At 33.0% G+C, this 12,341-nt stretch carries 12 protein-coding genes and 1 pseudogene; 2 read left to right on the forward strand and 11 right to left on the reverse strand.

Features of this window, described 5'->3' with window-relative positions; genetic code table 11:
- Positions 1 to 52: 52 nt before the first annotated feature.
- The 8 genes and pseudogenes from GM661_RS17105 to GM661_RS19000 all read right to left on the reverse strand — a co-directional run.
- Positions 53 to 1,138, reverse strand: a complete 1,086-nt coding sequence (locus GM661_RS17105; protein WP_230867883.1) for an ABC transporter ATP-binding protein — start codon at positions 1,136 to 1,138, stop codon at positions 53 to 55.
- Complete coding sequence (locus GM661_RS17110) at positions 1,138 to 2,271, reverse strand: ABC transporter ATP-binding protein (protein ID WP_230867884.1); 1,134 nt, start codon at positions 2,269 to 2,271, stop codon at positions 1,138 to 1,140. Before GM661_RS17110 ends, GM661_RS17105 begins: the two co-directional genes overlap by 1 nt.
- A gap of 10 nt (positions 2,272 to 2,281) precedes the next feature.
- Positions 2,282 to 3,109, reverse strand: a complete 828-nt coding sequence (locus tag GM661_RS17115) for a carbohydrate ABC transporter permease (RefSeq protein ID WP_230867885.1) — start codon at positions 3,107 to 3,109, stop codon at positions 2,282 to 2,284.
- A 15-nt stretch (positions 3,110 to 3,124) separates the two neighbouring features.
- A complete protein-coding gene (locus tag GM661_RS17120; RefSeq protein WP_230867886.1) occupies positions 3,125 to 4,054 on the reverse strand; it encodes a carbohydrate ABC transporter permease in 930 nt (309 codons plus the stop codon).
- A 99-nt stretch (positions 4,055 to 4,153) separates the two neighbouring features.
- A complete protein-coding gene (locus tag GM661_RS17125; protein ID WP_230867887.1) occupies positions 4,154 to 5,521 on the reverse strand; it encodes an ABC transporter substrate-binding protein in 1,368 nt (455 codons plus the stop codon).
- Between the two features lie 425 nt (positions 5,522 to 5,946).
- Positions 5,947 to 6,441, reverse strand: a complete 495-nt coding sequence (gene rpiB, locus GM661_RS17130) for a ribose 5-phosphate isomerase B (RefSeq protein ID WP_407929606.1) — start codon at positions 6,439 to 6,441, stop codon at positions 5,947 to 5,949.
- A gap of 447 nt (positions 6,442 to 6,888) precedes the next feature.
- On the reverse strand, positions 6,889 to 7,488 hold the full coding sequence (locus GM661_RS17135; protein WP_230867889.1) for a DeoR/GlpR family DNA-binding transcription regulator: 600 nt from the start codon (positions 7,486 to 7,488) through the stop codon (positions 6,889 to 6,891).
- A pseudogene (locus tag GM661_RS19000) lies at positions 7,489 to 7,665 on the reverse strand (DeoR family transcriptional regulator); the annotation flags it as partial.
- 309 nt (positions 7,666 to 7,974) lie between these two features.
- On the opposite strand from GM661_RS19000, the gene GM661_RS17145 reads away from it, so the two are divergent.
- On the forward strand, positions 7,975 to 9,207 hold the full coding sequence (locus GM661_RS17145) for a 6-phosphofructokinase (protein WP_407929682.1): 1,233 nt from the start codon (positions 7,975 to 7,977) through the stop codon (positions 9,205 to 9,207).
- 113 nt (positions 9,208 to 9,320) lie between these two features.
- Here GM661_RS17145 and ptsP read toward each other — a convergent pair whose 3' ends face one another.
- From ptsP to GM661_RS17160, 3 genes are read right to left on the reverse strand one after another with little or no spacing between them, the layout of a single operon-like run.
- Positions 9,321 to 11,036, reverse strand: a complete 1,716-nt coding sequence (gene ptsP / locus GM661_RS17150; RefSeq protein ID WP_230867891.1) for a phosphoenolpyruvate--protein phosphotransferase — start codon at positions 11,034 to 11,036, stop codon at positions 9,321 to 9,323.
- Positions 11,037 to 11,040: 4 nt separating this feature from the next.
- Entirely contained in the window at positions 11,041 to 11,316 is a 276-nt protein-coding gene (locus GM661_RS17155; protein WP_407929607.1) for an HPr family phosphocarrier protein, read from the reverse strand.
- Between the two features lie 32 nt (positions 11,317 to 11,348).
- A complete protein-coding gene (locus GM661_RS17160) occupies positions 11,349 to 11,639 on the reverse strand; it encodes a YkvA family protein (RefSeq protein ID WP_230867893.1) in 291 nt (96 codons plus the stop codon).
- 190 nt (positions 11,640 to 11,829) lie between these two features.
- Here GM661_RS17160 and GM661_RS17165 point away from each other — a divergent pair, with 190 nt between their 5' ends.
- The gene (locus GM661_RS17165) at positions 11,830 to 12,210 is read left to right on the forward strand and encodes a RidA family protein (protein WP_205739301.1); all 381 of its coding nucleotides are present in this window, start codon (positions 11,830 to 11,832) and stop codon (positions 12,208 to 12,210) included.
- Positions 12,211 to 12,341 lie beyond the last annotated feature (131 nt).

A 12,341-nucleotide genomic window follows, 5' to 3' on the forward strand; every position in this document is an offset into this window, starting at 1 on the left:
AAAACTCCTCCTTCTTATAATTTTCGTATTTATAATATTTATTATGAAATCCCTATTTAGAGATTTTTTTACCTGTTCCATCAAAAATATGGGTTCTTTCAGCATTAAATACAATATTAATATCCTGACCGGCTGCTAAATCTTTTCTATTCTCTGTAATCAATGTAAGATACTGGTCTTCACCTACATGAATACTAATTCTTTGTTCATCACCAAGATTTTCAAAGATATCTATCTGGACATTTGAGCCTTCCTCTTTTATTTTAATATCATTTGGTCTAATGCCTAATTTAACCTCCATACCCTCATCAAGAAATTGATAATGTTTCTTCGGTACTGAAATCTTTATATCACTTTCCGGGAATAAGAACTTCAACTGACCATTATGCTGAATAATTTTTACATTGATTATATTCATAGGGGGTTCCCCAATAAAACCGGCTACAAACTCATTGACTGGATTATTATATACTTCAATAGGTGTATCAAATTGTTGTAATTCACCATCTTTCATTATCGCTATTCTATCTGCCAGTGACATTGCTTCTAACTGGTCATGGGTTACCAGTACCGTTGTACAATTAATCTCTTTATGAAGCCTCTTTATTTCTGTTCTCAAAATCTGCCTCATTTTCCCATCCAGGTGGGACATAGGTTCATCCAGTAATAAAATCTCTGGCTTTCTTATCAATGCTCTGGCAATATTTACCCTCTGCTTTTGTCCCCCACTAAGGGCAGATGGCATAGTATCTAATAAATCTTCAATTTTTAGCAAAGGGGCAACCCTCATTATTTCTTTTTTTATTACGTTTTCTGCTGTCTTTTTTGCCCTTAAATTGAAAGCTATATTATCATATACAGTTAAAGGTGGATAAAGGGCATAATCCTCAAAAGCCAAACCAATGTGCCTATCTTTTGGATGAACATCATTTACTCTCCGGCCCCCAATATAAATATCACCTTTTGTTATTTCCTCTAAGCCTGCTACCATTCTCAATGTTGTCGTCTTTCCACATCCTGATGGTCCCAGAATTCCGACAAACTCTCTTTCAAAACATTCCAGAGAATAATCCTGTACCGCATAAACTGAGCTATTATCATATCGTTTAAAAACATTTTTCAGGACTAGAGTACCCATTATTTGCTCACCCCAATCAAACTTTCAATATTATGCCGTGTTATAAATTCCTTACTTTTATGTTCAAAATACATTGCATTCTTCATATCAAATTTGATAAATATTTTTGAATCAAGTTCTACCTGTAAATCATTAGGAGCAATCAACCTTATTAATTCTTCTTCAACTTTTACAATCAAAATAGATTTATTACCAATTGGTTCAAGACTATATACTGATCCTTCTACAAAGGAATCATCACCTTTTTCTAAACTAAATTCTATATTATTCCCACGAATCCCCACATCAACATAGTCCAGGTCTTTTTCCAGTAATACCTTAAGTACGTCCTCTTCTACCGGCTGCAGTTCACCGCCCAATAGAACTTTATAAGTGTCATCACATTTAACAATTTCACTTTTAAAAATATTTATCTCAGGTTCACCAACAAGTTTAGCTACAAATTCATTAGCTGGTGAATAATACACTTCATCACCAGTCGCAATTTGAATAAGCTGGCCTTCATTAATTATTCCAATTCTATCTCCTAAACTTAATGCTTCAAGATAATCATGGGTTACATAAATAGTTGTAGCATCAAATTCCTGCTGCATACCTTTTAATTCTGTCCTCATTAAATTTTTAAGTTTAGCATCCAGGTGTGCAAGGGGCTCATCCATTAGAAAAACCCTGGGTTTCCTGACTAAAGCCCTTCCCAGTGCTACCCTCTGTCTCTGCCCATTGCTACACTGTCTGGGAAGTCTATCGAGAAGGTGGTCAATCCCCATCATTGATGATACTCTGTGAACCTCTTTTTTAATATACTCTTCCTTTTCTTTATATAACGGACTCCTCATAGGAGAAGCAATATTGTCATAGACAGTCATATGAGGATATAAAGCATAATTTTCAAAGACCATTGATACATTTCTATCAGCCGGTTCCACCAAATTCATATTCTTTCCATCAAACTCCACATCTCCCATCTGATGGAGCTCAATACCAGCAATAACTTTTAACATAGTTGTTTTACCAGCACCTGCTGGTCCAAATAAAACAAAGAACTCTTTATCCTTTATTTCCAAATTTATTTGATTTAGGGCATTTACATTTTTATAATTCTTTGTAACATTTTTTAATCTAATATTAGCCATATTAACCCTCCTAACCTTTTACTGCACCAAAGCTAAGTCCACGTACAAGGTGTTTCTGTATTATAAGGGCTAAAATAACTTCAGGTAAAGCAGCAATAGTTGCCGCGACAGCCATTTGCCCATAATGTACAGTATCAGATGCTATATAATTTAAAGAATTTACTGTTACAGTTTGAATATTAAATCCAGTCAATAATAAGGAAAATGTGAAGTTATTCCAGGCAAAAATAAATGCTAATAAGCCTGAAGCCACCAATCCTGGTTTAACTAAAGGTAAAACTATCTTTATAAAAACCTGATACCACCTATAACCATCCAGCTGGGCAGCCTGTTCTATTTCTACTGACACATCCTCAAAATAACCCCTCAATACCCATATTAATAATGGTAATGTAATTAGCTGATATACCCAGATAAGCCCTGTATAGGTATCATAAAGTCCAATCTTTTGATAAATCATAAATAAAGGTAATATTACCAAAATTTCTGGTGCAAAACGAAAAGATAAAATAGTAAATGCAAGGTCTTCTTTTCCCTTAAAGTCATACCGGGCAAGGGCATAAGCAGCCGGAATACCAACAATAACTGATACAAGCACTGCACCACCACTGACAATTATATTATTAATAAATGCACTAAAATAATCTGCACTTAATAAAACCTCTTTATAATTTTCTAAAGTCGGGGTAAAGAAAAATGTTGTATCATACATTTGAGTATCACTTTTAAAGGTAATAAGAATCATCCAGAATAATGGAAATAGAGCAAAAATTGTATAAGATATTAATAATATATTACGTATTATCTTTCCCGCTACAACTAAGCGTTTATTTTTCATTATAAATTACTCCTTTCAATTTCCTGATGCGGTTTTTTGGGAAAGTAACCAATTACTAACTAATTTTTTACTTATGATGAAAACTACTACCCATAGTACTATAATAAAAGGTAAAGATTCTCCTAAATTCAGAAAAGCAAATCCTTTATTATAAGCAACTAAGGAGAGATTCATTAAAGTATTTCCAGGTCCACCCTTTGTTAAAGCAAAAATTATATCGAACATCTTCAGAGAATCCATTAATCTAAAAATAAGAGCGATATAAAGGAATGGTTTCAGCATAGGCAGGGTAAGTGTTTTAAAAGTAAACCAGGCAGACCCACCATCTATTTTTGCAGATTCATAGGGAGACTTTGGAAGCGAATTTAAACCAGCCAGTGCCAATAATATTACAAATGGAGCATATACCCAGGTGTCTATCATAACTGCCGTTAATAAAGCAGTCTGTGGTGAAGATGCCCAGGGGAAATTATAGATCTGGAATAAGTTTAAAAATTTCTCAACAATCCCTACAGATGGGTTAAGCATTAACTGCCAGATAAGTGTTGCGATAACAGGTGCAACCATAAGCGGAAAAATAAACAAAAGTCTTAACACCCTATTTATAAAAGTATCTTTATTTAATAATAATGCTATTCCTAAACCCAGTAACATCTGTGTAACAGTAGTAGCAAGTGCATATTCACCTGTTACTAAAACAGCATGCCAGAAATCAAAATTAGATATCATTTTTATCCAGTTTTTTAGTCCGACAAAATCAAAAGTTGGGTTCCTGAAAGAAAAGTCTGTTAAAGAATAGTAAATTGCAGATATGAATGGATATAATATTCCAACAGTTATCAAAAAAGCAGGAGCCATAATTAAGTATGGCCTTAGTCTTTTCAACAAAGGCTTTTTATTTTCACCTATTTCTACATTCGTAGCAGATAAATTAGTATTACTCATATTTATATTCCTCCTTTATATATAAGATAGTATTTTTCATATATAAGGGACCCTGCAGAAGCAGGTATCCCTTGATTTCCTAATTGATTCATATATATGTTATTCTAACTCCACATCTGATAGTGCTTTATCCATTTTTACTTTTAGTTCATCCATAGCTTCTTGAGTACTATCATAATTACCTGCTACAAGATCTTGTAAAGTAGAAGCCCATTCAGTTGTCAATTCAAAGAATTTTGGTTGTGGTGTAAACTGAATACCTGTCCCGTCAACTGTAGCTTCAAATGCTTCACTATATCCATCAGCTTTACTTACCACTGATTGAAATTCAGAATTATTAAATACAGACTCTCTAGCTGGATTAACACATTTTGCATTTAAGGCAGCCCACAACTGATAATCAGCATTAGTAAAGTATTGCATAAATAACCAGGCAGCTTCCTGTTTTCTGGAATACTTATTCATAGCTAAGGACCATACCCATAGATTAGATTTTCTATCCGCATCTAATCTATCTTCAGGCATTGGAGCAGGAACCCATGCTAAATTACCCGCTTCTTTTGATGCACCTTCAGGATTTTGGAAATACTCTACTACATCAGCATCAAATAGCATAGCAGCTTTACCAGCACCAAGGTCAGCACTAGCCTGATACCATGTATAGGTTGACCAGTTTGATGCTCCTCCTCCATGAATTAAATCTAACCACATTTCAGTCATTTCTACTGCTTCTGGTGAATTTACTCTAGAAACAAGTCTATCATCTTCAATGACAATATCTTTTGCACCATAATTTGCATAAGTAGTCATATAACCGGGATGTATTGTAGCCCAGTTTCTTGTTCCACGTAACGCCAGAGCATAACTACCCTTACCATCAAATTCATCTAATGCTTTAGTAACCTCCAATAATTCTTCCATCGTTTTTGGTGGTTCTAAACCCTTTTCTTCAAATATTCTCTTATTATATGCTAATGTATATTGTTCAAATGCCATAGGAACTGCCCACTGTAGTCCTGTCCCTGTCTTATGACCAGGAACCAGATCCCACCTTAAAGCACCCAAAATACCTTCAAAAAAGTCATCTATATTATAATCAGGTGCTGTAAGGCTGGTGTCATCTATAAATTTATCTAATTCCTGCAAGTAACCAGCAGGGGCATAGTCCCATATCTGATATGCACCAGTCATAAAGACATCGGGATCTCCTGCACGACTATTTAGATAAATACTCAATTTATCAAAATAGTTTTCTTCTGGAATAACAGTATGATTCACTTTAATACCGGTCAAATCTTCAAACTCAGATATTTTCTTGATAACAGCTTCTGAATAAGTATGTTGATTAAATAGAACAGTAATAGTTGTACCTTCAGCCATATCCCAGCTGAAATTACTTGCATAAGTAACACTTGTAAACAAAACTAATAGCAAAACTAATGAACAAATAACAAAAAACTTTTTCATTTTATTTTCTCCTCCTAAAAATTATTTCAAAATAAAAAATCGTAGAATAATTGTTGTGGCCTTTGTAATATAAATTGAAATAAATACTAGATATCTTTTGGCAATTAAATAGAAATTTGCAATAATTATATATTTTCACAACAATCAACTTATAATTTCTACTATGTATCACCTCCTAAATTTGTATGTTTGTATTTTAGTAAAGAACAAATTAGCTTCATATCTGGCAACAAAGAACTTTTATATATTATTGAAATCAATCCAATAATACTGTAAAAAGAATTAAAACAATATATTGATAAAATATGGATATCAACTATATTTTAATTCATTGTTCCTTCTTTTCTATAGCAAATGAAAAAATGTGTGTAAATATTTGACAAAAAACCTTTCCCCATCCCTATTTAACACGTACCTTAAAGTTTCTACTCCTTTTTCATCCTGAAATTTTCATTTTCATATTCTTTTATCTTTTTTACCTTTGGTAAAGAACGTCCACCATTAAATTCAAGACTAAGCCACTCCTTTAATATTTTTTTGGCCAGGATTGGACCAGTAATTCTAGCACCCAATGTAATAATATTTGTATTATTACTTAGTCTTGCTCTTTCTGCAGCATAAATATCATAACAGGCTGCCGCATAAATTCCAGGAAATTTATTGGCTGTTATCGCCATACCAATACCAGTACCACAAATTAGTATCCCTTCTTTTTTATAATTACTTTCAATTACTTTATCAGTTACCCTTCTAGCAATTTCTGGATAATAAGTTTGATCACTTTCTGAAAACACACCCACATCTTCATATTCAATACCTAAGTCTTCAAGAAAATTTGTTATTTCTCTTTTTAAAAAAATAGCAGCATTATCCGCCCCAATGACATACTTTTTGTTTTTTACTACAGTCAATTTTCTCACCTCTAGTTTAGTAGTAACATAAGTTCCTTATTAGAAATTTAATTCTTGTTTATTTGTATTTATTATTATAAATTATTATTTGCCCATTGTCAAGCAAAGATTTATTATCATTTGTATTTAATTTATTTTCTATTTTTATAGTTATTTTGTTCTATTTTTGCTGTTGATAATTTTAAGGAAGATAAAAAATACAATAAAGATACTATTTTGCTGATATAATAAGGTTTATTCCGCTTTTTTTAATTGTTTCCTTATCTTTTATATGTTATTACATTTTGGACTCCGTGAAACTGTTAACTATTTTAAATAAAAATTATCTTTATTTTTTAGCAAAATATGCTATTAAAAAAAGCAGGCTGCTTTACAGTAACAACCTACTTAAATACATATCATTATTTAGTTTTACTATTATAAAAATCCCTGATTTAATAAAAAAAATACATTAAATTATTCTGCTACGACCACTTGTACCTCTAATTTTTCTATAGAACGAATAATATTTGAAGGTGTTTTATTATCAGTTATAATTAAATCTATTTCTTCTATAGTTGCAAATTGTGCAGTAGAAACATTGCCTATTTTAGTATGGTCAAGCAGGGCTACAACTTTTTTAGCCTTCTGCATCATCTTTTTTTTAAGTTGAATCTCATAATAATTAAAATCAGTCAAACCATCTTCAATCGTAAATCCATGTGCAGATGTAAACATAATATCAGCATTAACTTTATCAAGAATAGATTCTCCAAGTAGTCCTTCTAAGGCACCTGATTTTGGCCTGACAATTCCACCAACAACAATAATATTAGCATTAGATATTTCCTTAACTTCGAGTGCTGTATATAAACCATTAGTAATAATAGTAAGTCGTTCTTTATTTTTTAGATGCGGTATCATAAAAAGAATAGTAGAGCTAGCGTCAAGTATGATTGATTTACCTTCTTCGATTAGTTTTGAGGACTCTTTGCCAAGGAGCTTTTTTTCAAAAACATTTTTTTGGCTTCTATGATGAAAATTCTTATATGACTGCGAATCAGACGAATCCGGCAAAACAGCCCCGCCATGAATCCGTTTTAAAAAACCCTCTTTTTCTAAATCATTTAAATCATTACGGATAGTTGCCCCGGAAACATTTAATCTTTCTTCTAAATTTTGGGTAGTAACCTGTTTTTCTTTTTTTAATATTTCAAGTATTTTATTACGCCTGGTAAGTGATAAAATATTTATCCCCTCCTTCTATTTGGAATTTGTTAATGATTGTTTTTATATATTTTTATAATTACTGCATTTGATGTTTTATTATTATAACACATTTTCATTTTAATATCAATTTACTTAATTCAAGCCCATTAAAAAATATATCATCTTAAATTAATTATAAATGAACCAACTGCCCACTGTCTATTACTCTTGAATACTTAGCATTCATAGAAAAAATTAAGTTTATTTGACATTATAATAAAAATAATATATTATAATAATAAACAAAAAATAATGAAAACATATAATACATTTTAATAAAAAACATCAGGAGGGATCAGTATTTTGAAAACCAATTGTCTAGTTGCCCAATCGGGAGGACCAACTGCAGTAATTAACGCCAGTGTTTACGGAGTTATTGAAAAAGCAAGCAAAAACAAAACAATAAATAAAGTTTTAGGTAGTAATTATGGTCTAGAAGGAATATTAAATAAAAATTTTTTTGATTTTTCTAAAGAAAATCCGGCGGAAATTAAACGGCTAAAATATACGCCTGCTGCTGCACTGGGCTCATGCCGTTATAAGCTAAAAAGTCATCTAAAAAACCCAGAAACATATGAAAAGATATTTAGTGTTTTTAAAGAATTTAATATTCAGTATTTCTTTTATATTGGTGGTAATGATTCAATGGACACCGTCAAAAAACTTAGTGACTATGCTTTAGAAACCGGCTTTGAAATACAGATAATTGGAGTACCTAAAACAATAGATAATGATTTAGTCGGTACTGATCATTCACCTGGTTATGGTACTGCAGCGAAATATATTGCCACCAGTGTTATGGAAGTTGCCCGTGATGGTTCTGTGTATAATAATGAAAATATCCATATTATAGAAGTTATGGGTAGACATGCTGGGTGGTTAGCTGCTGCCAGTGCTTTAGCAAACAAAGATGTTATCAATGCCCCTGATCTAATATATTTACCTGAAGTAACATTTAACCTTAATAGCTTTATAGAAGACCTGACAAAGGTTTATAAAAAAAAGAAAAAAGTAAATATTGTTGTATCTGAAGGTATTAAAGATGTTAACGGTAACTTCGTTTATGCAAATAAATCGGCAGGCCATGATGTCTTTAAACATAAACAAATGGGTGGGGTCGGAGACTTTCTTGCATCTTATCTAAAAAAAGAAATTTGTGACCGGGTTAAGGTTATTGAATTAAATGTTTTACAACGAGCCTCAATGCACTGTGTTTCAAAGGTTGATCTTGATGAAGCCTATTTTTGCGGTCGGGATGCTGTTAAATTTGCCTTAGCTGGTGAAACTGGGAAAATGGTGGCTATAGAAAGAATAAATAACCATCCATATCAAAGTAAAATCAAACTAGTCCCAGTAAATCATGTTGCTAATCATGAAAAAAAGGTCCCCATTTGCTGGATTAACAAAAGAGGTAATTATATTAAACAAAAAGCTATAGACTATATCTTACCATTAATACAGGGCAAAGTAGATATCCCAAGGGAAAATGGTCTCCCCAGATTTGCTAAACTAAAGTATATCTTATAAAAAACATGCAATTTGTAAGATATAAGTCAAGATATAACAACAAACAGAAAATTAAGTGATTTTTAGCAAACTTAAAACAAGATCTTTATTAAAGACCTTGTTTTAAGTTTGCTTTAACTATTCTTAAGATAATCTTCAATCTCTTTCTCAGTTTTAAACTCTAATACCCTGGCTGCTTTTTCTTCCGCATTATGCTGCTTTAACCGTCTGACATCTCTTTTTATCTCCAGGATAGAACCTGGATTCATACTCAATACCCTGATCCCCATACCTAAAAAAACAGGTGTAAGCAAAGGATCTGCAGCTGCTTCTCCACAAATCTCTACCCCAATACCATTTCTTTTAGCCGCTCTGGCTACCTGGTCAATCAACTTTAGGACAGCAGGGTGATATGGTGAATATAAATTGGCAATTTTACTATTATTCCTATCTACAGCCAGAGTATATTGTACAAGGTCATTTGTCCCAATACTAAAGAAATCAACTTCTGCCGCAAAAAGCTCAGCCAGAACAGCTGTTGCCGGAACCTCAATCATAATTCCAGTCTCAACATTTGGATTATAGGCAATCCCTGCTAATTCCAGTTCACTTTTTACACCTGCAAAAAGATCCTTTGTCTTTCTAAGCTGTTCCAGTGACGATATCATCGGAAAAATAATTTTTAGATTTCCACAGGTGGATGCCCTGAGTAAAGCCCTTAGTTGGCTCCTGAAGATATCCTGCCTATCAAGCAAAATTCGAATACCACGCCAACCCAGAAATGGGTTAATCTCATCAGGAGAATCAAAATAAGGCAGATCTTTATCTCCCCCAATATCAAGGGCTCTTACCACAACAGGTTTAGGTGCCATTGCTGTTAATACCTTCCTATAGACATTATACTGCCTTTCTTCGTTCTTTAAATCATCATTATTCATATATAAAAACTCTGTACGAAAGAGACCAATACCATCACCATTAACTTCCAGGGCCTTCTCTAATTCCTGTTCAGAAGCTATATTAGCAGCAAGCTGAACCTTGAACCCATCAATAGTAACAGCAGCCTTATCTTTAAGAACCAGCAGGTCATCCTGCCTTTTCTTATAATTAGCCAGTCTTTCTCGGTATTTATTTAGTAATTCAACGGAAGGATTAAGGTAAATCTTACCCACTATACCATCCAGGATAATCGTATCCCCCTGGGATACTTCTTCAAGTATCCCCTCTATATTAACTACTGCAGGTATTGTCAGACTCTTAGCCATTATCGCTGTATGAGAGGTCTCCCCACCATGGCTTAAGATAAAACCACCTAATTTGTCTTTATCCAGTAAAGCGGTTTCTGAAGGGGTAAGGTCATCAGCAAGTATAATAGAAGCAGCTGGCAGGTCATGTAGAGAAGTGTTTTCTCCATTTAAAGCAGACAGCAGGTGATTCCCAACATCCTGAATATCTTTAATCCTTTCCCTAAAAAAATTATTTTCCAGGCGATTAAACTTTTCAATAACTACATCAATAGCCTGATTAACAGCAGCCTCACTATTCATCTTATGATTTATAATTAATCCCTTAATCTCCTGATCAAGAACCGGGTCATTGAGCATATGAACATGGGCATCAAATATTTTTGTCTCAGCTGCCTCCAGTTCCTGAGCAGCTCTATCCCGTATCTCCTTAAGACGTTTATTAGCCCTTTCTTTTGCCTGACAGTATCTCTGTAATTCAGCTTCAATATTATCACTAGCAATAGTAGCAGCATTAACAATTTTTTTCTCCCGGGAATACTTATATACTTTACCTATTCCTATTCCCTTTGATACAGGTATTCCTTGATAAACTTTACAACTCATAAATCTACTCCCCATCCTCCAAATCATTGATAAATTCTGTCAAGGTTTTAATGGCAAATTCCTCATCCTCACCCTCTGCTTTTACAACTACTTCCCTCCCATAGTCTATACCCAACGACATAACAGCCAGTATACTTTTGGCATCAGCTTCTTTACCCTCATACACCAGAGAAATTTCTGAATAAAAACTATTAGCCTTCTGTACTAGTGTACTGGCAGAACGGGCATGAATCCCGGTTTTATTCCTTATTTCAACTACCTGCTGCTGCAAATGTTTCATCTCCTTATATGTGGGTAGAATAAGTAATATTATTATTCCACAGTATAATCATCTTGATCAATATCAACTGCCTCCCTATCTTTACTGTGCTTTTTATCTCCTTCATAATTTCCCAGTAGAGTCTTTAAAATGGGCCACATTAGAACAAAAACAGCCAGGTCATCTAAATATCCAACAAAAGGCAGATAGATCTCACTAAATAAATCAATAGGAGAAAGAAAGTATATAAAGGGAAGTAAGAACAAAAATTTCTTACTAAAACCTACTTTACTATCACTAAGATAGCGGATAATTTTTATAAGACCAAAAAGACTTTTCCCCATACAAACCCCCATTCTATCCTGTACAAGATAAAAATTAATCAAAAGAAAATAATTTGTTTTTTATATATACATTCTATTATAACCCAAAATGGGAAAAAAACAAAATTTTTTAATATTACTATACTTTTTCCCTTTATTTTTTATTAATATTAAATTATAATATATATATACTACAAGGGAGTTGATAGAAATGAGTAAAATTAAAGAAATTAACACTGAAAAAAGCCCAGCGGCTATTGGACCATATTCCCAGGCCATTAATATTGACAGGCTAATCTTTACCAGTGGCCAAATACCTTTTACAGCTGAGGGTGAACTGGTCAGTGATAATGTACAGGATCAAGCCAGACAATCACTAAACAATATTAAAAACATTCTGGAAAAAGCTGGTTCAAGTATGGAAAAGGTAATTAAGTGTACTGTCTTTATTAGTGATATGAACGAATTTGGCCAGGTTAATGAAGTATATCAAGAGTTCTTTAGCAAACCGTTTCCCGCCAGAAGTACAGTTGAAGTCGCCCGCTTACCTAAAGATGTTAAGGTAGAAATAGAGGCCATAGCACTTACTTAATAAGAAAATTAACAAGCCCTACAGATTTGATCTGCAGGGCTTGTCCCCATCAAACATCCTATTCTAACCCTTTTTTATTATTTTAAACTTGTTTTAAAGTTTAAAAACTAACAAAAATATAAAAATTGTTC

It is taken from the genome of Iocasia fonsfrigidae (assembly GCF_017751145.1).
Taxonomy (GTDB): domain Bacteria; phylum Bacillota; class Halanaerobiia; order Halanaerobiales; family DTU029; genus Iocasia; species Iocasia fonsfrigidae.

Bases quoted from the DNA above. Each gene is read 5' to 3' on its own strand.
- ptsP (WP_230867891.1), bottom strand. From the start codon at position 11,036: ATGAGTTGTAAAGTTTATCAAGGAATACCTGTATCAAAGGGAATAGGA.
- GM661_RS17165 (WP_205739301.1), top strand. From the start codon at position 11,830: ATGAGTAAAATTAAAGAAATTAACACTGAAAAAAGCCCAGCGGCTATT.
- GM661_RS17125 (WP_230867887.1), bottom strand. From the start codon at position 5,521: ATGAAAAAGTTTTTTGTTATTTGTTCATTAGTTTTGCTATTAGTTTTG.
- GM661_RS17120 (WP_230867886.1), bottom strand. From the start codon at position 4,054: ATGAGTAATACTAATTTATCTGCTACGAATGTAGAAATAGGTGAAAAT.
- GM661_RS17110 (WP_230867884.1), bottom strand. From the start codon at position 2,271: ATGGCTAATATTAGATTAAAAAATGTTACAAAGAATTATAAAAATGTA.
- GM661_RS17115 (WP_230867885.1), bottom strand. From the start codon at position 3,109: ATGAAAAATAAACGCTTAGTTGTAGCGGGAAAGATAATACGTAATATA.
- GM661_RS17160 (WP_230867893.1), bottom strand. From the start codon at position 11,639: ATGGGGAAAAGTCTTTTTGGTCTTATAAAAATTATCCGCTATCTTAGT.
- GM661_RS17105 (WP_230867883.1), bottom strand. From the start codon at position 1,138: ATGGGTACTCTAGTCCTGAAAAATGTTTTTAAACGATATGATAATAGC.
- GM661_RS17155 (WP_407929607.1), bottom strand. From the start codon at position 11,316: ATGAAACATTTGCAGCAGCAGGTAGTTGAAATAAGGAATAAAACCGGG.